This window comes from Nonomuraea sp. NPDC049421 (assembly GCF_040677005.1).
GTDB lineage: Bacteria > Actinomycetota > Actinomycetes > Streptosporangiales > Streptosporangiaceae > Nonomuraea > Nonomuraea salmonea.
In genome coordinates this window covers 106570-129854 of sequence record NZ_JBFAQA010000030.1, presented here as the reverse complement: position 1 = coordinate 129854, position 23285 = coordinate 106570, and the positions used below count along the sequence as shown (strand labels likewise).

Here is a 23285-nt window from a genome sequence, read left to right as displayed (position 1 = left end):
GTGACGACCTTCGGCGGGTGTGCCTTCTACGGTCGCCGCATGATCCGATTCTGCATCCGTCACAGACGGCTGGTCGTGGTGCTCTGGCTGGTGCTCGTGGCCGCGCTCGCCGGAGCCGCCGCCACCTGGCCGGGGCCCTCGGACGACGACTTCACGCTGCCGGGCTCCGAGAGCCGGCAGGCCGCCGCGCTCCTGGGGGAGGCCGCGGAGGAGGCGCCGGGCGCGCTGGTCGTCTCCGCCCCGTCCGGAATCGAGTCCGCCCCGGTACGCGCCGCGCTCACCGGCCTGGCCGCCCGCGTGAACGCCGTCCCCGGCGCGCACGCCGCCATCGAGGAGCGGCGCGTCTCCCAGGACGGCACCATCGCCTCCGTCCCGCTCGACTACCCGGACCAGGCCACCGCCCAGGCGATCAGGGACGTCAGGGACGCCTTCCCGCCACCCGCCGGGACGGCCCTCACCGTGGAACTGTCCGGCGGCGACTTCGCCGACGTCACCCCGGGAGGCGTCACCGAGGGCCTCGGATTACTGGCCGCCGCCGTGGTGCTGCTGGTCGCCTTCCGCTCCCTCATCGCCGCCGCCCTCCCCCTGGTGATCGGCATCGTCGGCGTGACGTGCGGCGTGGCGACGTACGGCCTGCTGAGCCACCTCGTCAGCGCACCGAGCTTCGGCGTCTACCTCACGATCATGCTCGGCCTCGGCGTCGGCATCGACTACGCCCTCCTGATCGTCACCCGCTTCCGCACCGAACTCACCGCAGCCGCTGGGGCCGGGGGAGCAGTGGGAACCGGAGGAGCGGTGGGTACCGGAGGAGCGGTGGGGATCGGGGGAGTGGGGGTTGAGGGCGCGGTCGAGCGGGCCATGCGGACCGCGGGGCGGTCGGTGTCGTTCGCCGGGCTGATCGTGATCGCCACCGGGGCCGGCATCCTCCTCCTCGGCCCCTCCCTGGGCGGTGGGGTGGCGCTGGCGGCCGGGTGCGGGGTGGCCATGGTGTTGCTCGCCTCGCTCACCCTGCTCCCGGCGCTGCTGGCCGGGATCGGGGCGCGGATCGACAGGTTCGCGCTCCCCGGGCGGGCGGCTCGGAGCGTGCCGTGGTCGTACCGGTGGAGCAAGGTCGTGCAACGCCGTCCCTGGACGGCGGGAGCGATCGCGCTGATCGCCCTCGTCGCGCTGGCCCTGCCCGCCACCCAGCTGCGCGTCGGCTGGTCCGGCGCGGGCAACCGGCCGGTCACCGACACCACCCGAAGAGCGCACGACCTGCTCGCCCAGGGCTTCGGCCCCGGCATGGCCGGCCCGCTCGTCCTGGCCGCCCCCGCCACGGCGGCGGCCGAGCTACGCGCGGCCATCCGCCAGGCGGCCGCCACCCCCGGCGTCGCCCAGGTGATCCCCGCGGAGAACGACGCCGGCCAGGCACCCGAAGCAGGAGACGGCGCCGCGCCGGAATCTCCCGCAGGAGACGGCGCCGCCCCAGCGTCTCCCGCAGGAGACGGCGCCGCGCAGGTGCCTGCGGCGGGGGAGCGTGGGGCGCGGGAGCCTGCGGGAGGGCGGGTCGCGCTGGTGATCCCTGCCACCGGGCCGCAGGACGAGCGGACCGAGCAGCTCATTCATCGCCTGCGCGCCGAACTGCCCGCGCCCGTCCTCGTGACGGGCTCCACGGCGGCCGCCGCCGACTACGCCGAGCACACCGCCGACCGGCTGCCGTGGGTGGTCGGTGCCGTGTTGCTGGCGGCCTTCGTGCTGCTCGTGCCCGTCTTCAGGAGCCTGGTGGTGCCGTTGAAGGCGATCGTGGTGAACCTGCTGTCCATCGGGGCCGCCTACGGGGTGGTGGTGGCGGTGTTCCAGTTCGACGTGCTGGGTCACGGCACGGCGGGGCCGATCGACGCATGGGTGCCGATGATGCTGTTCACGATCATGTTCGGGCTGTCCATGGACTACGAGGTGTTCCTGCTGTCGCGGATCAGGGAGGAGTATCTGAAGGACCGGGACAACACCCGCGCGGTCGCCGACGGGCTCGCGCGGACCGCGGCGGTCATCACCTCCGTGGCCACCATCATGTTCTGCGTGTTCGCCGCGTTCGGCGCCTTCGATGATCGCGCGCTGCGCGTGATGGGGGTGGGGCTGGCCGTCGCGGTGCTGGTCGACGCCACGGTGGTGCGGCTGGTGCTGGTGCCCGCGGCGATGGAGGTGCTGGGTGATCGGAACTGGTGGTTCCCTGGACTGACCTTCCGGAGGCTGACACCTGGGCAGAAACGAACGTAATATCCCAATATCACGAGCGTTGGGGGCGCCAGGGTGCCAGGACAGAACGTGGGTGTGGTCGTAGACCCGGCGGTTCCGCCGGAGGTGGCCGGAATGTTGCGCGCGAACGCCCCGTTGCTGTCCAGGATCAAGGCCGGATGGGTGCCGCCCGCCGAGGTGGCCCCGGCGCGCCGCCGCACGCCGTCGAGCGCGCTGCTGCTGGCCGCCACGCCGGTCGTGATCGCGCTGATGGCGGTGCTGCTGGCCTCCCGGTACGCCGCCGCCGGTTTCGTGCTGCTCGGCACGTACGTCTTCATCGTCCTGGTGAAGATCGCGTCCATGAGCGAGGTCGCCGAGGACGACCACCGCCCCCAGGAGCGCGCGGTCTACGAGCAGGCCCGCTGGTTCGACGGCCGCTACCTGCTCCCCGAGGACTTCGACCCGGAGGCGGCGGCCGTCCTGGCCAGGGCGCAGCGCGCGATCGGCACGGTGCTGCGCTCCCACGTCAACGCCGAGGGCCTGCTGGACGACGCCCGCAACGCCACGATGCTGCCCGCCCAGGAGTGGGAGATCGCCCGGCTGCTCGCCAAGCTGTCGGCGCTGCGGCTGGAGCACCGCGACCTGCTGGCCAGAGGCATCGCGCCGGAGGTGGCGGCGGTGATCGAGCCGCTCGAACGCGCTCTGGCCGGCAGCGAGGCCGCGGTGGTGGCGAGGGTGGAGGCGCTGGAGCGGTACGCCGGCCACGTCGCCGAGGCCGAGCGCGCCTACCACGCCCGTAGCCAGATCGAGGAGCTGCGCGCCCGGCTGCCGCGCTATGAGGAACTGCTCGCCGAGTCGGGCGCCGACAAGCTGGCCGTGCCGGAGATCGACCGGTTGTCGCAGGACGCCGACGTGCTGGAGCGCACCTTACGCCGCAGCGTGAAGTCCGCCCATGAGGCGTTCCGCTACCTGGAGAGCTGACGACCGGACGGGAAGACGTACCAAGGATCAGTACGAAGGACTCAGAACGTGGCCGGACGATATGCGAAGGTGATCGTCGATCCGTCCGTGCCCGACGACGTCGGGACGCTGCTCCGCGACAACCGCAAGCTGCTGCTGCGGATGCGCGCCGGCTGGGCGCCTCCCGATCGCGGCCGCGCCCCGCTGGCGCGCGCCGCCCGGCTGGCGGCGGCCGTGACCGCGCTCATCGCGGCGATGTACGGGCTCGTGCTGTTCACCGCCGAGCGCTACACCCCCTTCGTGGTGATCATGACGGGGTCGGCCCTGCTCATGGTGGCCGTCCTGCTCAAGCCCAGACCCGACGTGCAGGTGGAGCGGCGCAACGCGCTGGAGCGCGAGGTCTACGAGATCGCCCGCCGCCACGCGGGCCGGTACGTGCTGCGCGACCGCCTCGACGAGCCCGCCAGAGCCCTGCTGTCGCGCGCCCAGACGGCCATCGACCAGGTCATGTCCTCCCACGTGCACGCCGAGGGCCTGCTGGACGGCGTGCGCAACGGCGTGATGCTGCCCGCCCAGGAGTGGGAGATCGCCCGGTTGGTGGCCAAGCTGTCGGAGCTGCGCGCCGAGCACCAGGAGGTCGTCGCGGAGGGCGTCACCCCCGAGGTGGCGGCCGTGGCGGAGCCGCTGGCGCGGGCGCTCGACAGCAGCGAGAAGGCGGTGCTGGCGCGCGTGGAGGCCCTGGAGCGGTACGCGGGCCACGTCGCCGAGGCCGAGCGCGCCTACCGCGCCCGCAGCCAGATCGAACGCCTCAGCGCCAAGCTGCACCGCTACGAGGAACTGCTGGCCGAGACGGGCGCCGAGGGGGCCGGGGTGCCGGAGCTGAGCCGGCTGTCCGACGACGCCGGCCGCCTGGAGCAGGCGTTACGCGACAGCGTCAGCTCCGCGCATGAAGCTTTTCGCCACCTTGATGAATGACGTGGCTTATGATCCGGGTTTGTGGCGGATATGGTGATTGATCCAAGTGTGCCGCCCGACGACGCCCAGCTGCTCAGGGAAAGCCGCCGGGTCCTGCTCAAGATGCGCGCCGGATGGGTGCCCGAGCCGCGGCCGCGCGTCTCCAGCCGGCGGGTCCGCACCGCGATGTCCGTCGGCACGGTGGTCCTCCTCGGCCTGATGCTGGGCCTCGGCGCCCTGCGCATCGGCGTCAACCTGCTGCTGCTCGTCGTGCTCGGCATCCCGCTGGTGATCGTGCTGTTCGCGCGCAACGACCTGACCGACGACGAGGAGGCCGGCTACGAGCGCGAGGTCTACGAGCAGCTGCGCTGGTACGAGGGCCGCTACGTGCTCACGAGCGACCTCGACGAGTCGGCCGCCCGCCTGCTGGAACGTGCCCAGCGCGCCATCGACACCGTGACCGGCTCCCGCGTCAACACCGACGGGCTGCTCGACGACGTGCGCAACGCCGTCATGCTGCCCGCCCAGGAGTGGGAGATCGCCCGGTTGCTGGCCAAGCTGTCCTCCCTGCGCACCAAGCACAGGGAGACCGTCTCGCAGGGCCTCACCCCCGAGGTCGCGGCCGTGGCCGAGCCGCTCGCCCGCGCGCTCGACAACAGCGAGGAGGCCGTGCTCGCCCGGGTCGAGGCACTCGAACGCTACGCCGCCAACGTCACCGAGGCCGAGCGCGCGTACGTGGCGCACCACCAGATCGAGGAGCTGCGCGGGCGCATGCACCAGTACGAGGAACTGGTGGCCGAGACGGGCGCCGACGGGTTCGCCGTGCCGGAGCTGGAGCGCCTGGCCGCGGACGCCGACCGGCTGGAACAGGCGCTGAGGCGGAGCGTCAGCTCCGCCCGCGAGGCGTTCCGCGCCCTCGACCCGTGACCCGCGAGCCCGGCCCTCGCCTGGGCGTGCGCACGGACATGGACGCCTGAGCCCGCCGGCACGGGCTCGCTGGGACGGGCTCGCTGGGACGGGCTCGCTGGGACGGGCTCGCCGGCAGGGGCTCGCTAGCGCTGGCTGTAGACCTCGGGAGCGCCGTGGCCGGCGGTCTCCAGCAGCAGGTCGCACAGCACCTCGGCGGCGTCGAGGCGGCCCAGCTCGGCCGCCGCCTGCCCCATCGTCTGCCGCAGCCCGGGGTCGGCCAGCAGCGGCATCAGCTCGGCCAGCAGCATCTCGCCCGTGGGACGCGGCTCCAGCAGCGCCCGCGCCGCCCCCGCCGAGGCCAGGTAGCCGGCGTTCTTGCGCTGCTCGTCACCGCCGGTCGGGATGAGCGGGATCAGCACCGACGGCTTGCCGATGGCGGTCAGCTCCGACACCGTGCCCGCCCCGCTGCGCGAGATCACCACGTCGGCCGCGGCGAACAGGTCGGCCAGCTCGCTGCCGACGTACGGCACCGGGTGGTAGCGGTCGGCCAGGTCGGGCGGCAGCGGCACGGCCCGCATCTGGTCGATCCAGGCGGGCCCGCACTGGTGGACGATCTGCGCGTGCGGCAGCAGCCGCGGCAGGATCTCCGCGATCAGCGTGTTGATCTGCTTGCTGCCCTGCGCGCCGCCCGTCACGTAGATCAGCGGCACCTCGAACGTCAGCCCGAACAGGTCGTAGGCCGCCGCCCTGTTGCCCTGCAGCAGCTCGGGCCTGATCGGGTTGCCCGTCACCACGGCCTTCTCGCGGGCCGAGGCGGGCAGGTGGTCCAGCGACGACTCGTGCGACAGCGCGATGCGCGTCGCCAGCCGCGACAGGATGCGGTTGGCCAGGCCCACCACGGTCGTCTGCTCGTGCATCACCAGCGGCCTGCGGATCAGCTTGGCCGCCACCCCGATCGGCACCGCCACGTAACCCCCCGTCGACAGCACCACGTCGGGCAGGTAGCGGGCGGCGTGCCCGACCGCCTGCAGGACCCCGATCGGGATGCGGAACACGTCGGCGATGTTGGTGCCCAGCTCCTTGAGGTTGGGGCGGCGGCGCAGCTTGCCCGTGGTGATCGCCTTGAACGGGATGCCGTGCTCGGCCGTGATGCGGGCCTCGAGGCCGTTGGCGGTGCCCACCCAGAGCACGTCGTGCGGCACCTGACGTCGCTGGACGGCCGACAGGGTCGTCAGGGCCGGATAGGTGTGACCACCGGTGCCGCCGCCGGTGATCAACAGTCGCAGGGTTCGTGACATGGGCTCAGACTATGGCCGCGCAGCGGAAGCCGGTGTGCCCGGTGGACGAGTCGGGCGTGTTCGACGTGCGCGCCGCCACCCGGTAGCGGTTGCAGTAGGAGTCGTGGCACATGTACGAGCCGCCCCTGATCACCTTCGCCGTGCCGCCGGGCGGTCCGAGCGGGTTGTCGGCGTACGGCTGCCACTCGGTGCCCCACCAGTCGGCCGTCCACTCCCACACGTTGCCGGCGACGTTGTAGAGCCCGTAGCCGTTCGGCTGGAACGACTTGACCGGCATCGTCCCCTTGCTCGGCGCGGTCGGGAAGCGGCCCTGCCAGATGTTGCAGCGCGGCCGGCCGTTCGGGGCCAGTTCGTCGCCCCACGGGTAGCGCCTGCGCTCCAGCCCGCCCCTGGCCGCCATCTCCCACTCGGCCTCCGTGGGCAGCCGCTTGCCGGCCCAGGCGGCGTACGCGACGGCGTCGTTCCACGACACGTGCACGACGGGGTGGTTCTGCCGGTTCCCGATCGACGAGCCTGGGCCCTCGGGGGAGCGCCACGTCGCGCCCTCGACGCCGACCCACCAGGACGCGCCGGGCACGCTCGCGTCCATCACCCCGGCGGAGGCGAACTGGGCGAACACGAACGACCAGCCGATCCGCTCGGCCTCCGTCACGTAACCGGTGTCCTTGACGAACGTGGCGAACTGCGCGTTCGTCACGCAGGCCGGGTCGATGAGGAACGGATCCACGCGTACCTCGCGTACCGGCCCCTCGCCGTCCTCGGGCCGGCCGTCCGGGTCGTCGCCGCCCATGAGGAACGTTCCGCCGGGAATGCGTACCATCCCGCGCGGCACGGGCTTCCTGCGGGTGATCTGGACGGCTTCCTGGTACGGCCCGGCGGTGCCCTCCCTGCTCGGGCCACAACAAGCGCTCAAAGGTCCCCCAAACGTGTCATGCCATCAGGAAGGGTAGTGCCTGGAGCGTGCCCGCGATCACGCGGCCGTCCCGGCGGCGGGCCTGGTCACCTCCCGAGAGCCGCGCGGCGGTAGCGTTTCCCCATGCGACTCGGCGTGCTGGACATCGGCTCGAACACCGTCCATTTACTGGTCGTGGACGCCCACCGCGGCGCCAGGCCGATGCCCGCCTACTCCCACAAGGACGAGCTGCGCCTGACCGAACACCTCGACCAGGACCAGAACCTGGGCCCCGAGGGCGTCGAGCGGCTCGGCGGCTTCGTCGAGGAGGCCGTGCGCATCGCCGAGGACAAGGGCGTGGAGGACCTGCTGTGCTTCGCCACCTCCGCCGTACGCGAGGCCGCCAACGGCGAGCAGGTGCTGGCGGAGGTCGAGCGGCGCTGCGGCGTGCACATCGCGGTGCTGTCGGGGCCTGACGAGGCCAGGCTGACGTTCCTGGCCGTGCGGCGGTGGTTCGGCTGGTCGTCGGGGCGGCTGCTCGCCCTCGACATCGGCGGCGGCTCGCTGGAGATCGCCGCGGGCGTGGACGAGGAGCCCGACGCCGCCGTCTCGCTGCCGCTCGGCGCCGGGCGGCTGACCCGCGGCTGGTTCACCGCCGACCCGCCCTCCGCCGAGGAGGTGCGGAGCCTGCGCAAGCACGTACGCGCCGAGATCGCCCGCACGGTCGGCGACGTCATGCGCCACGGCCGCCCCGACCGCGCCGTCGCCACCTCCAAGACCTTCAAGCAACTCGCCAGGATCGCCGGCGCGGCGCCCTCCGGCGAGGGCCCTTACGTCACCCGCTCGCTGTCCCGCCAGGACATGGCCGACTGGGCGGGCAAGCTCACCACCATGGAGGCGGCCGCGCGGGCCCGGCTGTCAGGGGTGTCACAGGGGCGGGCCGCGCAGCTCGCCGCGGGGGCGCTGGTGGCGGACGCGGCGATGGACCTGTTCGAGGTGGACCGGCTCGACGTGTGCCCGTGGGCGTTGCGCGAGGGTGTGATCCTGCGGCGGCTCGATCTCCTGCCGGGGTGGCCCGAGCAGCTCGACGGTGGGCCGAAGTAAGCCCGATCTATCTTCAAATCCTGGCATAAAGCGCTGGTGGGCGGGCATTGTCCGGCAAATGATGACAGTGCTCGGCTTGATCGGGACCCTGACGGTCGTCCTCATCCTCATCGTCCTCGCGGTGCTGCTCATCTCGGCGGTCGCCATGCTCGTGCTGCTCGGGCTGGCCGCCTCGATGGCCCGCTGGCGCACCGCCCGCCTCCGCCTCCACCGCCTGCTCAACTCCTCCTCCACACCCCGCACTGCCGCCCGTCCTGCCGACGCGCCACGACCGCAGCAGCCCTCCGCGGAGAAGGGGTCGGCGACGGCCACGGCGCCCCCATCCAAGCCGCCGACGGGCCCGGACGCGGACACGGGGCCGGAAACGGCAGGCTCGGACGCGGACACGGGGCCGGAAACGGCAGGCTCGGACGCGGACGCGGGGCCGGAACCGGCGCCCCCGTCCAGGCCGGATGCGGAGCCCGGACGGGAGGTGGAGCCGGTCGCGGCGGCTCAGCCGAGTGCGGGGGCCGGGCTGGAGCTGAAGTTGTGCGGGGAGGGGGTGCCCGAGCGCAGGCGGGCGACGCTCAGCCGGCACGCGCCCAGGATCCGCCGCCGTCTCCACCTTGGGGAGTCTGAGAAGAGCGTGTCCGGCCGGAGGTGAGGGGGGTCAGGTGGCGGTCAAGTGCTGGCCGGCCGCGCCGGGGGCGTAGCGCAGGCGCTTCTCCAGGCAGACGACCGCGCCGTGCTCGCGCCGGTTGGTGAAGCGGACGTCGTCGGCGAGTGCGCGCATGATCTGCATGCCGCGTCCGTGCTCGGAGGTCTGATCGGGGTCGAGCATCTTGCGCGGGTCGAAGCCGTTGCCGGTGTCGACCACTTTGATCACGCACAGGTGGTCGTGGACCGACGCGCTGACCGTGTAGTCGTCGCTGGGCCCCGCGTGCTTGATGACGTTCGAGCACGCCTCGGTGAGCATCAGCTCGATGTCGTCGCGTACCTGTGGCTCGACGCCGAGTGAGCGCAGTGTGCCGTCCAGCAGCTGTCTGATCAGCGGCACGCTCGCCGCATCCCTGGGCAATCGGAGCGCTATCGTAGCCTCCACCACGTCTCCTCCCAATATGGATGCGTGACGAGCCACTGCCCCGAAAATCCCGCCCCAATCGTCCGTATAGGCAGAGTCAGGCCCGAAACCGCTCAGGTTTCCAGCAGCCGGAGCGCCACCTCGACGGTCGCCTGGTGGATCTCCTCCTCCGACAGCCCGTCCTCGTTCATCAGCCACTTGCCGGAGTGCAGCGCGAACAGCGCCAGCGAGTGACTGACACGCTGGGTGGCGCTCGCGCCGGGCTCGGTGAACTCCGATGCCAGCTCCACCAGCCGCTCGCGGATCCTGATCAGGGTCGGGTGGCCGCGCAGCGCGGTCTGGTTGCGCTCAAGGAAGTGGGCGATGCCGTGGTGACGGGTGGCGCGCACGCCGGCGGCGTACCGCTCGACGAACTCGCGGCGCGTCCGCGCCGTCTTCGGCCGGCTCCGGACCCAGGCGAGCAGCTCCTCCAGCTCGCTCAGCCGCTGCTCGACCAGGCTGGCGACGATGTCGTCCTTGGTTTTGAAGTGGTAGTAAAGTGCGGCCTTCGTCACCCCGAGTTCCTCGGCGATCTCGCGCAGCGAGGTCGCTTCGTACCCTTGCTCCGTGAAGCGCCGCAGGGCGATCTCCTGGATCCGGGATCGGGTGTCTTCGCGCACTTCTGCACCTTTTCGACTTGACGGCCGGTAAGTTCGGCCTCATTCTACGGGCGGCCCGGTCCGCCTCCGGCCGGCGCGGGTTAAAGGAGAGGCGGTTCCGGAGCAGGTTCGGGACAATCGGCACCATGCACACCATCAGGCGGCCCCGGCTGGACGACGCCACCGGCATCTTCGAGCTCGTCTGCGCGTACAACACGGCGATCATCGGCGAGCCCGACACCACGCTCGCCGACATCGAGGACGAGCTGGTCGAGCCTGGCTTCGACCGCGACCAGGACGGCTGGCTCGCGCTCACGCGGGACGGGCGGCCCGACGGGTACGCCTGGGCCTGCCGCAACGGCGACAGCGACCTGGTGGACGTCGAGGTGATCGTGCGTCCAGGCGTGCCGGGCCTGGAGGACGAGCTGTGGCCGCTGGTGCTGCGCCGCGCCGCCGAGGTGGGGGCCGAGCTCGGCCACGACAGCGTCACGCTGCACATCGGCGTCTACCGCGACGACCTCCGCAAGCAGGCCGGGGTCCGCGAACTGGGCTTCGAGCCGGGCACCTGCTACCACCGCATGCGCATCGACCACGACGGGCCGGTCAAGGCGCCTGACGTGCCCGAGGGCGTCACCCTGCAGACGGGGGAGAGCGAGGAGGTGCGGCGCGCGGCGCACGCGGTGCACCAGGAGGGGTTCGCCGAGCACTTCGGCTTCGTCCGCATCGGCTACGAGCAGTGGTACGAGCGCCGCCAGGCCATGTCCGTCAACGACTGGTCGCAGCTCACGCTGGCCCGCGTGGACGGCGTCCCGGCCGCGGCGGTCATCGGCAACGACCAGTTCGTGGCCGACGAGGACTGCGGCTACATCGCCACGCTCGCCGTGCTGCCCGCCTTCCGCGGCAGGGGGCTCGGCAGGTTCCTGCTGCGGCACGCCTTCGCCGCCGACGCCGCCCGCGGCCGCAAGGGCACGCTCCTGCACGTCGACTCCAACAACACCACCCCGGCACTCGGCCTGTACGAGTCGGCCGGCATGCGCCCGGTCCTCATCATGGACGTCTGGCGACGCGGCCTGGCCACGAAACCAGCCGCATAACGCCACGCTCACCCGCAGGAGCAACCGTAGGAGGCCGCGCTCAACCGGCTCCGCCCCCACGTTCAGACGCGGTGCCGAGCCAGGTGGTCCAGCACCGACTGGTTGGCCTCCCAGCCGTCGGGGAACTTCACCGGCACCCCGAGCTGCACCGGCTCGGCCGACGGATGGGCGTCGAGCAGCTCGGCGATGCCCGCCCTGGCCACCACCACGCAGGCGTGCCGGTGCCGCGACGCCAGTACGCACAGCCGGCCCGACTCCAGGTGGAAGGCCGTGGCGTCGCGGCGGCCCGACAGCGGGTGCAGCACGATGGTGACGTCGTACTCGCGGCCCTGCAGCCGGTTCGCGGTGTCCACGGTGATCTCGGGCGGCAGCCCGGCGGCGCGGATGGCGGCCACCTGGTCGCGGTGCGCCGCGCCGACCGCGATCCTGTCGGCCGTCACGGGCCGCTCGCCCTGCTCCGAGCCGGCCACCGCGCCGCGCTGCAGCAGCCGCTCGGCCAGCAGCGCCACCGCCTGCACGGCCTCGCCGTCGGTACGCACGGTGTGCCGGTTCGGCAGCTCGAGCAGCGCCCACCCCGACCGCGCCGCCTCCTCCAGCGCCCGGTCGTGCACGGTGCCCATGCCGCCGGTGGACAGCTCCAGCCGCCGGTCGCCCTCGCCGGTGCCCGAGCGGAACCCGGTGAACGGGTAGAACGCCCGCGACACCACCGGCGCGGCGGAGGCGGGCAGCCGCCACGACACCGGCAGCCGGTGCACGGGCAGGCCGGGGTTGTGCCGCAGCAGCACCGCGACCGCGCTCTGCAGCGGGTCCCACGACAGGCCGGACCAGCGGTCGCCGTCCACGATCGAGAACGGGTCGAGCTGCCCAGGATCGCCCACGAACAACGCCCGCTCGAACAGCCCCGCGATGCGCAGCAGCTTGTCCGAGCGCATCTGGTACGCCTCGTCCACGATCGCCCACGGCCACACCCGGTCGCCGATCCACGCCCACTTGTCGGCGGTGGCGATGACGATGTCCGGGTCGCCGAGGTCCTGGATGCGGGTGCCGACGCGGACGCCGGGCAGCTCCAGCATGCGCAGCGGCGGCACGTACCCGCTCGCCGACAGCCGGCCCACGGTCAGGTGCGGGTGCTTGTCGGAGATCCGCGCCACCAGGTCGTCGACCTGCTCGTTGGTCTGGGCGACGATCATCAGCGGCTCGCCGGTGGCGGCGATGTGGGCGGCCGCGCGTACGACGAGGGTGGACTTGCCCGCGCCGGGCGGCGAGTCGACCACCACGCCGCGGTGCCTGGGCAGGTCGGCCAGGACGTTCCTGATGACCTGCTCGGGGCTGTCGGTCACGACCAGTCCTCCTGGGCGTCCTCGTCGTCGGGCACGTACTCCTGCGGCGGGCCGCCGTGCGTCCACGGCGTGGCCTCGGCCTCGGGCAGGGCGGGGGAGCCCTGGAAGTCGTCGGTGAGCGAGGTGTAGCAGACCCGCTCGCCCAGCTCGGGCACCGCGCCCGGCGCAGGTGTCCTGCCTCTGCCCATGCCCTTGGTGATCTTCAGGGTGACCAGGCCCTGGGCGGCCTCCACCAGCTCGGCGCCCTGGCCGCGGCGCTGCGGGGTGCCGAGCGAGGTGCCGGGCGGCAGGCGTACGGGATCGTCGGTCTTGATCACCACGAGCGGGCGGAGCTTGCGCGAGCGGCCCTCGCCCTCGGTGTTGTCGGGCACCGTCTCGACCACCTCGCCGGCGAACGCCTCGCCGGTCAGCCGGTATTCGGCCATGACGAGGGGGTCGTCGTAGGCGCGCTGCACGTCGTACGCGGCCTGCGCGCGCTCCATGCGGGCCAGCTTGGCCGCGGCGGCCACCGCGCCGTCACGCCTGGGCTGCGGCGGCGCGCCCTCGGCGATGTGCACGGCCATGCCGCTGAACGAGCCGCGGTCCTGCTCCCAGCGCTGCGCCACGCTCGCGCCCTCCGGCAGCCCGGCCAGCAGGTCGATCGCCTGCCACATCAGCCGCCAGGTGGGCTCCAACTGGGTGCGCAGCGCCTCGGTGATGCGCTCGGGCGACTCGCTCTCGATCGCCGGCGCGAGCACCTCGGCGTCGAACCCGGGATCGGTGGCGGGCCCGGCCGGCGGCCAGATCAGCGGGTCCTCGGCGTCGTCGCTCGGCCCGGTGGTGATCCAGCCCAGCAGCGCGGCCAGGTTGGCGTCCTCCAGGGAGCTCTGCCCGCTCGCCCAGTGGCGGCCCAGCTCCTCCGTCGCGGCCGGCATCAGCGAGGAGCCGGGGTAAGCGGCCCGCTCCCCGAGATAGGTCAGCCACCGCCCGAGCAGCGGCACCGACTCCGGCACCGGGTAGGGCCCGTCGGCGCGGCGGAACCGGGTCGAGCGGCCGAGCAGCCGGGTGAACGCCACGCCGGCCGGGTTGGGCACGATGAGTTGCGGCGCGTCCAGCGCCCGCTCGTAGGGGTCGGCGTTCCTGCGCTCGACCGTCTCGGTGTCGTGCAGGAACCCCTCGATGTACGGCAGCAGCACCCCCGCCACCTCGGCCGCCCAGGCGAAGCGCAGGTCGCGGTTGCGCGGCTGGGTCACCACGAGCAGCCGCGGCCGGTCGCGCTCGGTGCCGAGCATGGCGGCCAGCGGCGCGGCGGCCTCGCCCGACAGCTTCAGCGGGATGAACACCATGGGCCGCTCTGACAGGTGGCAGTGCCTGACGGTCGCGACGGGCTGCGCGATGCCCTCCTGGAGGGCCCGCAGCCGGGCGAGCGAGGTCAGCAGGCTCATGCCGGGCTCTCCCGGAGGGGAGCCGGGCCAGGCGGCGGGATCGGGTTCACGTCAGGCACTCTCTGCGCAGGCGTTCGGCGTTGCGGAGCAGGCGGGCGATCTCCTCCTGCCCCTCGGCGGGGTCGAGCGAGCCGTCGGCGAGGCCGAGCACCTCGGTGACCGAGGCCACCCCGCCCAGCTCGTCGCGCACCTGCCGGCCGAGCAGGTCGGACGCGCCCTCCTGGCGGGCCTCGTCACGGCAGAAGAAGCACAGGTCGCAGGTGGACAGGCAGTCGGGCGCGTAGCGGGCGGTGGTCCTGTGCAGCGCGTCGGCCAGCTCGGCCACCGGCCTGGTGGGCCGGCCGTCCTCGCCGGGCCGCAGGTCGAGGCTGAGGTCGTCGGGCAGGTCGGCGAGCAGCCGGTCGAGGGTGGTCATCCGGGTGAGCTGGCGGCGCAGGACGGCGAGCTGCCTGCGCACGTCGACCAGCGAGGCGACCGGCCGGTTGGCGAAGTTCTCCGGGCAGACCAGCACCACGTCGTGCGAGACCTTGAGCGGGTCGTGGCCCAGCTCCTCCAGCAGCGTGCGCAGCGCCAGCACGTAGACCGCCGCCTGCCGGGCCGCCGCCGCGACCGCCGCGGGGTCGGCCTGCCCGTCGATCACCGCGAACGACTTGATCTCCACGATGTGGAAGCGCCCGCCGAGCTGGAAGGCCACCACGTCGGGCTCCAGGTAGGCGGTGTGGCCGGCGATGTCGAGGGTGAGCAGCGGATGGTCGTAGAGCGTGCCGGCGTCGTGCTCGTCGCGGGCGGCCCGGTCGATCAGCGTTCTGGTGTGGGCGTGGCGCAGGTGGGCGCCGACGTTCTCCACGTCGTGGTAGGCGACCTCGGCGACGGGCAGGCCGAGCAGCTCGCGCAGCATGCGCAGCAGCTCCGCGCACCCGTCGGCCTTCACCTGCGCCTCGAACATGTTGCCGCGCGTGATCGCGAACGGCGACTGCCCGAACGGCGCGGGGAAGCCCAGGTGGCGGGCGGCGGCGTCCTTGTCGATGCCGGCGCCGTCCATCAGGGCCCGGCGGGCGCAGCCGGGGTTGGCGGCCAGGGCCGCGATGGCGCGGGCGTCGTGCGGCTGCTGCGGTGTGGTGCCCCGCAGCGCCTCCAGGCGGTGCACGTGGTCGCCCTCGCGCTTCAAGCCGCTCACTTGACGTTCTCCTTCTTGATCGTGCTCAGCGTAGCGGCGCCGAACAGCCTGGAGGCGTCACCGAGCTGCGCGGCGGCGCGTTCTGCCAGCTCAGCGCGGTCCCGCGTGTCGCGATCGACGTGGACGCGCAGCTCGGCCTGGGCCGCGCGGGCCACGCGCTCGGGGTCGGGCGGGCCCAGCGTGCCGTCCGTGGCGCCGGGGATGTTGCGCGCCATGCGCAGCAATAAGCGGCTGCCCCGCTCGGCTCCCTGCTCTCGCTCCTTGCTCGCCTGCTCGCGGGCCACCGCGATGGCGCAGGCGAGGAAGTCGACGCGGGGGCTGACCGGGCCGACCACGCGCCGCTCCAGCGGCCAGGTGCTCAGCGTGAGCAGGCCGCGGGCGGGGGAGAGGCGGTCGGTGAGCGCGGCGCACAGATAGTACGGCCGCCCGAACGGCGTGGCGCGGAACGAGCGCTCCTCGTCCCTGCGCAGGCTGGTGAGCTGGCCGCTGCGGATGGTGCCGCCGAAGAACGCCTCGCTGACGGCCACGATGAGCCGCGGCTGGGCGGCGGCACCGAGCAGCCGCAGCCCCTGGTGCACCTGCTCGCGCACGGTGACCAGGCGCGGCGGCCCCTCCTTGGCGGGCCGCCCGGCAGGATCCTCGGCGGGCGGTCCGCACACCAGCGCGTCCCAGGCGCGCTCGGCGCTGCGCAGTTCGGCCCGCAGCACCCGCGCGGCGGCGCCGTCCCTGGCGCGCATCGCCTTGCGCACGCCCGCCCGCAGCTCGTCGATCCGCCGTTCGAGATCGTCCAGCCGGTCACTCATGGCGCGACTTTACCAACAGTCCCAGCATTTTCCAGTAAATATGGAAGACCGACGCCTTGGTGTGATCTACGTCGTAAAGGCGACCGCCCAGGTGCGGTCCTCCGTCAGGAACCGGTCGAGGCGCAGTCCCTCCGCCGCCAGCTCCGCGGCCAGGTCGTCCTCCGTCAGCCGCAGCGACTCGAACGACTGCCTCCAGACCGTCCTGGCGCCGTCCTCGACGTGGCTGTATTCCATGGTCGCGGCCGAGACGCCGGGCCTGACCACCTCGTGTGCCGACATCATGATCGTGACGTCGCCCTCCGTGCGGATCGTGCCGACCTTCCAGCGGTCCTGCGCCTCGGCGGGCATCCACTGGAGGACCACAGCGCCGCCGGGCGCGACGTGCCGGGCGCAGGCGGCGATCATGGCACGCCGCGCGGCGTCGTCCACGGTGTTGACGAGCTGCGAGGCCAGCACGACCGCGTCGAAGCGCTCGCCGAGCCGCAGGTCCTCCACGCGGGACAGGACGGTCCGCGCGCCCCGCACGTGGGCCAGCATGTCGGGCGACTCGTCCACGGCGACCACCGTGAAACCGCGCTCGACCAGCGGGTGCGTCACGCGTCCCACGCCGCATCCCAGCTCGAGGATCGAGCCGCCGGGCGGCGTCACCCCGGCGATGAGGCCGGGCTCGGCGCCGGCGCGCAGCAGGGTGTAGAAGGCGACAGGGGATCCGTCGGGGGTGATGGGGCCGGGGCCCGTGCCAGATTCGCGCATGGTCAGAACCTAACCCCGGGATACGACGAAGATCAGCCCCCTACGCGCTGCGGCCGGGTGCCGTTGCGGGCCGTCGGGCGCGGGTCGCGGTGGACGTACAGGCTGAGCAGCGAGCCCTCGTCGGTCCGCTCCACCGTCACCGCGTCGCACAGATACTGGATCACCCACAGGCCGTAGCCGTGCGAGGCGGTCTGGTCGAGGCTCGCCTCGGCGAGATGGGCGCTGGTGAGCAGTCCCGCCACGTCGAGCACCTGCACCATCACCCCGTCGGGCAGGCCGCGGGCGGTCAGCACGCCGGCCTTGCCGCCGTGGTCGAGCACGTTCGTGACGGCCTCGTTGGTGGCCAGCACGAGGTCTTCGAGGCGTCGCTCGGGCAGCCCGCAGTACTGACCGTGCAGGCGCACCATGTCCCTGATCAGGCCGAGGTCGGCCGAGATCGGGCACCGCAGTTCGAACTCCAGAGGCATGTCATCCTGCCCGCCGAGGGCCGGGAGGTTCCGCGGGCGACGTGGCTCCTTACCCGGCAGGAGATCGCCAAACCATGAGGAAGGTCCGAGGGGCTTTGACGTGCCCCTACCTGCGGCAGAGCCGCGTCTGACGGGCGGCGGCGTACGTTTGGTGGCATGCAGGCACCCGGCGGCGACGCCCGCTACCTGCCGATCGGTGAGCACGGGCTGATCGGCGACCTGCGGACGGTCGCGCTCGTGGGCACCGACGGCACGATCGACTGGTACTGCTGCCCCAGCTTCGACGCCCCCAGCGTCTTCGCCTCGATCCTGGACGCCGACCGGGGCGGCTCCTTCGACCTGTGCGCCGACGTGCGGGCCACGACCAAGCAGTTCTACTTCCCCGACACCAACGTGCTGATCACCCGGTTCTTCGCCGACGACGGCGTGGGGGAGATCCAGGACTTCATGCCCGTGGCCGACGGCTCGGGCGAGGCCGACCGGCACCGGCTGATCCGCCGGGTCTCCTGCGTACGCGGCCGCATCCCGTTCCGCGCCCGGGTGTCGCCCCGCTTCGACTACGCCAGGCAGCCCCACGTCGTCACCCGCGAGGCGGGCGTCGTCACGTTCGCCGCGCCGTCGCTGGCGCTCTCGCTGACCTCCAGCGTGCCGCTCGAGACCGACGAGCGCGACGCCTGGGCGGCCTTCGAGCTGAGCGAGGGCGAGCACGCCGTCTTCGCCCTCGACAACATGACGCCGGGGGTCGCGCCGCGCGGCTGCCCGCTCAGTGAGGCGGAGGCCGAGTTCACCGCCACCGTGCGGTTCTGGCGCCGCTGGCTGTCGGCCTCGCGCTACCGTGGCCGCTGGCGCGAGGTGGTGCACCGCTCGGCGCTGACGCTCAAGCTCCTCACGTACGCGCCGACCGGCGGCATCGTCGCCGCCCCCACGACCAGCCTGCCGGAGCGCATCGGCGGCGGGCGCAACTGGGACTACCGCTACGTGTGGATCCGCGACGCGGCGTTCTGCGTCTACGCCCTGCTCAGGCTCGGTTTCACCGAGGAGGCGGAGGCGTTCATGAGCTTCCTGTCCGAGCACATAAAGGCGAGCCCCGACCGCCGCACGGGCCCCCTGCAGATCATGTACGGCATCGACGGCCGCGCCGACCTGCCCGAGGAGGAGCTGCACCACCTGGAGGGCCACCGCGGCTCGGCCCCCGTGCGCATCGGCAACGCCGCCGCCGAGCAGCTCCAGCTCGACATCTACGGCGCCCTCATCGACTCCGTCTACCTCTACAACAAGTGGGGCGACCCGATCTCCAGCGACCGCTGGGAGGAGGTGTGCAGGCTCGTCGACTGGGTGTGCGACAACTGGGACCAGCCGGACGAGGGCATCTGGGAGACGCGCGGCGGGCGCAAGAACTTCGTCTACTCGCGGCTCATGTGCTGGGTGGCGATCGAGCGGGCGATGCGCATGGCCGCCCAGCGCGGCCTGCCCGCCGACACGCCGCGCTGGCGACGCACCCGCGACACCATCTACCGCGACATCATGCGGCACGGCTGGCGGCCCGACCTGGGCGCCTTCGTGCAGCACTTCGACGAGGACGTGCTGGACGCCTCGATCCTGATGATGCCGCTGGCCAAGTTCGTCTCGCCGACCGACCCCAAGTGGCTGTCCACGCTCGACGCGCTCGGCAGCGGGCTGGTCTCCGACTCGCTGGTCTACCGCTACGACCCCGAGGTCAGCCCCGACGGGCTGGAAGGGCCCGAGGGCACGTTCTCGATCTGCTCGTTCTGGTACGTCGAGGCGCTGTCGCGGGCCGGCCGCCTCGACGAGGCCAGGCTGGCGTTCGAGAAGATGCTCACCTACGCCAACCACCTGGGCCTGTACGCCGAGGAGATCGGCCACAACGGCGAGCAGCTCGGCAACTTCCCGCAGGCCATCACCCATCTCGCGCTCATCAGCGCGGCCTTCAACCTCGACCACGCGCTCGGCTGACCCAGGGTGCGCAAAGCGTCGGCCAAGAACGCGTCATCCCAGGTCAGCGTGGCTATGCTGGGCGTTTGGGGCGTTTTGGGCGGTTCACGGCGGGCCGGACGGGGAGGGACATGGCGGCATCGGGCACCATCCTGGGAGCGGGCGCGAAGAAGTCGCCGGCCCTGTTCGTGGTCGACGTCGCGGGCACCGTGATCGGATGGACGGCGGCCGCCGAGGAGCTCACCGGCTACCGGGCGGAGGAGATCGTGGGCCGGTCGGGCCGGTCGCTGCTGATGCCCGGCAGGGACAACCTGTGGAGCGGCCGGCTCCACGACAAGGAGCGCTGGCACGGCCTGGCGGAGCTGCGCCACCGCGACGGCGACCGGCTGCTCGTCCGGGTCGAGGGCGCGCGGCTGGCGACCAGGCTGGCCGGGCAGGCGTGGCTGCTGTCGGCGGTGCCGGCCGACCAGGACCTGTCGGGCAAGACGGGTTCGCTGCTGGAGTCACTGATCAACAGCTTCCCCGTGGCGATGGCCATCTGGGACCGCGACCTGCGCTGCGTGTGGCGCAACGCCGAGGCGGAGCGGCTCACCGAGGGCTTTCCCTACTACCGCATCGGCCAGTCGATGGCCGACCCGGTCCCGGGGGCGGACGCCAGCAACCTCCTGGAGGTCATGCGCCGGGTGCTCAAGGACGGGGTGCCCGTCATCGATCGCGAGTCCCGCTGGACCTCGGTCGACCGGAGCGAGGAACGGACGCTGTCGTCGTCCATCTCCCGGATCGACGGCGTCGACGGCCGGCCGCTCGGCGTGTGCACGCTGGTGCTCGACATCACCAACAGCCGCGCCCGCGACCGCCTGCACCTGCTGCGCGAGGCGAGCATCAGGGTCGGCACCACGCTCGACGTGCGCAGGACCGCTCAGGAGCTGGCCGAGCTGGCCGTACCCGCGCTGGCCGACTTCGTCGCCGTGGACCTCGGCGAGTCGGTGCTGCCCGACACCATGCCGCTGCAGCGGCTGGCCGCCGAGCCGGAGCCGGTGCGGATCCCCGCCTTCCGCCGCGCCGGCCTCGCCTCGGTGCACGAAGACCTCCCCGAGGCGCGGTGGCTCCTGAACGACGCGGTCTTCATCCGGCCGGCGTCGCCGTTCTCGCACGTCGTGGCCACGGGCCGGACGCACTACGAGCCCGTCATCGACTTCTCGCCCGGCTCCTGGCTCGACCACGACCCCGAGCGGGCCGGGCTCATGCGCGCGACGGGCATGCACACGCTGCTCATCGTGCCGCTCAAGGCGCGCGGCGACGTCCTGGGCGTGACCGTGTTCGCCCGCACCGACAACAAGCAGCCGTTCATCAGGGACGACCTCGTGCTCGCCGAGGAACTGGCCGCCAGGGCGGCGCTCAGCCTCGACAACGCCCGCCGGTACACCCGCGAGCGCAACACCGCGCTCGCGCTGCAGCGCGACCTGCTGCCGCGCGTGCTGAGCGGCGGCGACGCGCTGGACGTGGCCTCCCGCTACCTGCCGTCCGACGTGCACGAGGGCGTCGGCGGCGACTGGTTCGACGTCATCCGGCTGCCGGACGGCCGCGTCGCGCTGGTCGTCGGCGACGTGACGGGGCACGGCATCAACGCCGCCGCCACCATGGGCCGCATGCGGACGGCCGTGCGCACGCTGGCGTACGTGGGGCTGCGCCCGCACGAGGTGCTCACGCACCTCGACCAGCTCATCGTCCGGCTGACCGAGGAGGACGACAGCCCCACCGACCCCACGGGCGCCACCTGCCTGTACGCCGTGTACGACCCGGCCACCCGCCGCTGCCTCATCTCCCGGGCCGGGCATCCGCCGCCCGCGCTGCTGCTCCCGTCGGGCGAGGTGACCTTTCCCGACATTCCTGGCGGCACCCCGATCGGCGTCGGGCTCGGCTCCTTCGAGTCGCTGGAGCTGGAGCTGGAGCCGGGCACCGTGCTCGCCCTCTACACCGACGGCCTCATCGAGACGCGCGACGACGACCTGGAGGCGGGCATGCACCGGCTCGGCGCCGCGCTGGCCGCCGCGCCGCCGCCGCTGGAGCGGCTGTGCGCGTCGGTGATCTCCTCGACGCTCGGCGACACCCCGGCCGAGGACGACATCGCCCTGCTGGTGGCTCGGACCCGCTGACCCCGCCGCCCGGCCCCAGGCCCCGCCGCCCGGCCCCGCCGCTCGGCCTCAGGCCGCGCCGCCCTGCTCGTCGAGCACGTCGGCGAGCAGGTCCTGATTGAGGGTGGCAGACCAGGTCAGCTCGCCCGACTCCAGCCGGGCGACGAGCCGCCTGACCCAGGCCAGCTCGGCCTCGCTGAGCGTGCGCTCGTAATCGAGCTCGACGCTCAGGACCTCGGGCAGGCCGGACGCTCGCAGCGCGTCGAGGTGGGCGTTGAGACCGGCCAGCGCGCCCTCCAGGGACGCCGCTCGCGTCCGCAGGGACTGCAGCGCGTCGGGCACCGGTAGCACGCCCATGAGGGAGACGGCCGCGGTGAAGGTGCGGCGTTCGGCGCCCGGGCTCTCCAGCAGGGCGCGCAGCCGGGTGGCCAGCTCGCGGCGGCCCTCGCCGGTGATCTGGTAGACCGTGCGCTCGGGGCGGCGGCCCTGCCTGCTGGTCTCGACGGGGACGATCAGCTCCTGGCCGGCCAGCTTCTCGACCGCGTGGTAGAGGCTTCTCGGCAGGCCCGTCACATAGTCCTTGTGCGTGTCGACGATGAAGCGGTGAAGCTCGTAGGGGTGGGCGGGGCGCAGTGAGAGCATGGCCAGCACGGTCAGGCCGACCAGGTCGGGACGTCGTGCCATGCTTCCCCCTCGCTTCCCCCTCGCGTCATCATGCGATGAGCACTTTAGCCGAGGCCCCACCTGATACTGCGCGTTGCCATATGGGATGACCGCAGGAAAACTGAACAAGCTTCGGTTTCTGCTTGATCGGCGGCGCATTACGGCGCATTCTCATCACGGGAGCCCGATCATCCCCACGCGAACCGATGCCACGCCGGAGGAGAGCGCATGAGAACGGGAGCATGGCTGATCGGAGCACGCGGCTCGGTCGCCGTCACCAGCATGATCGGCGCCCTGGGCGTCAGGGCGGGCCTGACCGGGCCCACCGGATGCGTCCTCGAATCGCCCGCGCTGCGCGACCGGATCCGCCCGGGGATCGGCGACCTGGTGTTCGGCGGGCACGACGTCACCTCGGTGCCGCTCGACAAGAAGGCCGCCGAGCTGGCCGCCGCGGGCGTGGTGCCCGCGGCGCTCGTCGCGGCCGTGCAGGAGGAGCTGTCGGTCATCGAGCAGCAGGTACGGCCGCTGCCCACGGCCGCCACCCAGGCCGAGACCGCCGCCGCCATCGGCGCCGACCTCGACCGCTTCCGCCGCCGCCACGACCTCGACCGGGTCGTCGTCGTCAACGTCTCCACCACCGAGCCCGCCCCGCCGCCGCACCCCGCGCACGCCGGCCTGCCGGAGTTGCGCGCCGCGCTCGGACAGCCCGGCGCCGTCCTGCCGCCCAGCGCGCTGGCCGCCTACGCCGCCTTCCAGGCCGGCAGCCCGTACGTCGACTTCACCCCGTCCACCGGGGCCCGCCTGCCCGCGCTCGACGCCCTCGCCCGCGAGCGCGGCCTGCCGTACGGCGGGCACGACGGCAAGACGGGGGAGACGCTCGTCAAGTCCGTGCTGGCGCCCATGTTCGCCCAGCGCAACCTGAAGGTGCGCACCTGGTCCGGCGTCAACCTGCTGGGCGGCGGCGACGGGGCCAACCTCGCCCGCCCCGGCGCCAACGCCGCGAAGGCCGCGAGCAAGCAGCGCGTCCTCGCCGAGACCCTCGGCTACCAGCCGCAGGGCGAGACCCGCATCGACTACCTGGAGGACCTGGGCGACTTCAAGACCGCCTGGGACCTCGTCACGTTCGAGGGCTTCCTCGGGACCGCCATGCGGATGGAGTTCACCTGGCACGGCTGCGACTCCGCGCTCGCCGCGCCGCTCATCCTCGACCTGACCCGGCTCACCGCCGCCGCCCACCGGAGCGGGCGGACGGGCGCGCTGCCCGAGCTGGCCTTCTTCTTCAAGGATCCGCTGGGTGACGTCCCGCACGGGCTGGCCGAGCAGTGGCAGGCCCTGTGCGCCTTCATCGACGCCCTGGACTCCGGCCGGTGACCTTGCCTCGGCGGGGAGGCGGGTGTGAGCCTGGCGTATCGGCGGGGCCGGTGAAAGGGCCGGTGAAAGGGCCGGT

The 23285-nt window shown here is 72.8% G+C and carries 21 protein-coding genes; 10 read left to right on the top strand and 11 right to left on the bottom strand.

Translation table 11 applies throughout. The features are described 5' to 3' along the window. Positions 1 to 39 precede the first annotated feature (39 nt). The 4 genes from AB0K18_RS39110 to AB0K18_RS39095 are packed head-to-tail and all read left to right on the top strand — an operon-like array spanning position 40 to position 5055. Positions 40 to 2256 carry an MMPL family transporter gene (locus tag AB0K18_RS39110; protein WP_364925314.1) on the top strand — a complete coding sequence of 739 codons (2217 nt, stop codon included), beginning with the start codon at positions 40 to 42 and terminating at the stop codon, positions 2254 to 2256. Between the two features lie 48 nt (positions 2257 to 2304). Further along, positions 2305 to 3195: a hypothetical protein gene (locus tag AB0K18_RS39105; protein WP_364925311.1), complete on the top strand. Its 891-nt coding sequence runs from the start codon at positions 2305 to 2307 to the stop codon at positions 3193 to 3195. Positions 3196 to 3243: 48 nt separating this feature from the next. Further along, positions 3244 to 4149 carry a hypothetical protein gene (locus AB0K18_RS39100; protein ID WP_364925309.1) on the top strand — a complete coding sequence of 302 codons (906 nt, stop codon included), beginning with the start codon at positions 3244 to 3246 and terminating at the stop codon, positions 4147 to 4149. Positions 4150 to 4179: 30 nt separating this feature from the next. Next, positions 4180 to 5055 (top strand): hypothetical protein, encoded by an 876-nt coding sequence (locus AB0K18_RS39095; RefSeq protein ID WP_364925306.1) that lies wholly within the window; start codon positions 4180 to 4182, stop codon positions 5053 to 5055. Positions 5056 to 5180: 125 nt separating this feature from the next. On the opposite strand, the gene AB0K18_RS39090 is transcribed toward AB0K18_RS39095, so the two are convergent. Continuing rightward, a complete protein-coding gene (locus AB0K18_RS39090) occupies positions 5181 to 6335 on the bottom strand; it encodes a UDP-N-acetylglucosamine--N-acetylmuramyl-(pentapeptide) pyrophosphoryl-undecaprenol N-acetylglucosamine transferase (RefSeq protein ID WP_364925303.1) in 1155 nt (384 codons plus the stop codon). Between the two features lie 4 nt (positions 6336 to 6339). Then, positions 6340 to 7248: a formylglycine-generating enzyme family protein gene (locus AB0K18_RS39085; protein ID WP_364925300.1), complete on the bottom strand. Its 909-nt coding sequence runs from the start codon at positions 7246 to 7248 to the stop codon at positions 6340 to 6342. A gap of 123 nt (positions 7249 to 7371) precedes the next feature. Between AB0K18_RS39085 and AB0K18_RS39080 the strand changes: the two genes are divergently transcribed. Both AB0K18_RS39080 and AB0K18_RS39075 read left to right on the top strand, forming a co-directional pair. Further along, positions 7372 to 8331 (top strand): Ppx/GppA phosphatase family protein, encoded by a 960-nt coding sequence (locus AB0K18_RS39080; protein WP_364925297.1) that lies wholly within the window; start codon positions 7372 to 7374, stop codon positions 8329 to 8331. A 76-nt stretch (positions 8332 to 8407) separates the two neighbouring features. Continuing rightward, positions 8408 to 8974: a hypothetical protein gene (locus AB0K18_RS39075; RefSeq protein ID WP_364925294.1), complete on the top strand. Its 567-nt coding sequence runs from the start codon at positions 8408 to 8410 to the stop codon at positions 8972 to 8974. Positions 8975 to 8980: 6 nt separating this feature from the next. On the opposite strand, the gene AB0K18_RS39070 is transcribed toward AB0K18_RS39075, so the two are convergent. Together AB0K18_RS39070 and AB0K18_RS39065 are read right to left on the bottom strand one after the other, a co-directional pair. Then, positions 8981 to 9412 carry an ATP-binding protein gene (locus AB0K18_RS39070; RefSeq protein ID WP_364925291.1) on the bottom strand — a complete coding sequence of 144 codons (432 nt, stop codon included), beginning with the start codon at positions 9410 to 9412 and terminating at the stop codon, positions 8981 to 8983. Between the two features lie 92 nt (positions 9413 to 9504). Next, entirely contained in the window at positions 9505 to 10050 is a 546-nt protein-coding gene (locus AB0K18_RS39065) for a TetR family transcriptional regulator (protein WP_364925288.1), read from the bottom strand. Between the two features lie 125 nt (positions 10051 to 10175). Between AB0K18_RS39065 and AB0K18_RS39060 the strand changes: the two genes are divergently transcribed. After that, on the top strand, positions 10176 to 11123 hold the full coding sequence (locus AB0K18_RS39060; RefSeq protein ID WP_364925286.1) for a GNAT family N-acetyltransferase: 948 nt from the start codon (positions 10176 to 10178) through the stop codon (positions 11121 to 11123). 62 nt (positions 11124 to 11185) lie between these two features. Here the strand turns inward: AB0K18_RS39060 and AB0K18_RS39055 are convergent, their stop codons facing one another. The 6 genes from AB0K18_RS39055 to AB0K18_RS39030 all read right to left on the bottom strand — a co-directional run bounded on the left by AB0K18_RS39055 (position 11186) and on the right by AB0K18_RS39030 (position 17087). Next, a complete protein-coding gene (locus AB0K18_RS39055) occupies positions 11186 to 12463 on the bottom strand; it encodes an AAA family ATPase (protein ID WP_364925283.1) in 1278 nt (425 codons plus the stop codon). Then, a complete protein-coding gene (locus tag AB0K18_RS39050; protein ID WP_364925280.1) occupies positions 12460 to 13887 on the bottom strand; it encodes a hypothetical protein in 1428 nt (475 codons plus the stop codon). Before AB0K18_RS39050 ends, AB0K18_RS39055 begins: the two co-directional genes overlap by 4 nt. Before the next feature lie 46 nt (positions 13888 to 13933). Continuing rightward, positions 13934 to 15064, bottom strand: a complete 1131-nt coding sequence (locus tag AB0K18_RS39045) for a hypothetical protein (RefSeq protein ID WP_364925277.1) — start codon at positions 15062 to 15064, stop codon at positions 13934 to 13936. Continuing rightward, positions 15061 to 15867, bottom strand: a complete 807-nt coding sequence (locus AB0K18_RS39040) for a hypothetical protein (protein ID WP_364925274.1) — start codon at positions 15865 to 15867, stop codon at positions 15061 to 15063. The genes AB0K18_RS39045 and AB0K18_RS39040 overlap by 4 nt, the downstream gene beginning before the upstream one ends. Positions 15868 to 15933: 66 nt before the next feature. Continuing rightward, positions 15934 to 16620 (bottom strand): class I SAM-dependent methyltransferase, encoded by a 687-nt coding sequence (locus tag AB0K18_RS39035; protein WP_364925272.1) that lies wholly within the window; start codon positions 16618 to 16620, stop codon positions 15934 to 15936. A 32-nt stretch (positions 16621 to 16652) separates the two neighbouring features. Beyond that, positions 16653 to 17087: an ATP-binding protein gene (locus AB0K18_RS39030; RefSeq protein WP_364925269.1), complete on the bottom strand. Its 435-nt coding sequence runs from the start codon at positions 17085 to 17087 to the stop codon at positions 16653 to 16655. A 156-nt stretch (positions 17088 to 17243) separates the two neighbouring features. Between AB0K18_RS39030 and AB0K18_RS39025 the strand changes: the two genes are divergently transcribed. Both AB0K18_RS39025 and AB0K18_RS39020 read left to right on the top strand, forming a co-directional pair. Further along, a complete protein-coding gene (locus AB0K18_RS39025) occupies positions 17244 to 19061 on the top strand; it encodes a glycoside hydrolase family 15 protein (protein ID WP_364925266.1) in 1818 nt (605 codons plus the stop codon). 110 nt (positions 19062 to 19171) lie between these two features. Continuing rightward, positions 19172 to 21196 carry a SpoIIE family protein phosphatase gene (locus AB0K18_RS39020; RefSeq protein WP_364925263.1) on the top strand — a complete coding sequence of 675 codons (2025 nt, stop codon included), beginning with the start codon at positions 19172 to 19174 and terminating at the stop codon, positions 21194 to 21196. 48 nt (positions 21197 to 21244) lie between these two features. Here AB0K18_RS39020 and AB0K18_RS39015 read toward each other — a convergent pair whose 3' ends face one another. Continuing rightward, a complete protein-coding gene (locus tag AB0K18_RS39015) occupies positions 21245 to 21859 on the bottom strand; it encodes a PadR family transcriptional regulator (protein WP_364925261.1) in 615 nt (204 codons plus the stop codon). A gap of 207 nt (positions 21860 to 22066) precedes the next feature. Here AB0K18_RS39015 and AB0K18_RS39010 point away from each other — a divergent pair, with 207 nt between their 5' ends. After that, a complete protein-coding gene (locus tag AB0K18_RS39010) occupies positions 22067 to 23209 on the top strand; it encodes an inositol-3-phosphate synthase (protein ID WP_364925259.1) in 1143 nt (380 codons plus the stop codon). Positions 23210 to 23285: the final 76 nt, after the last annotated feature.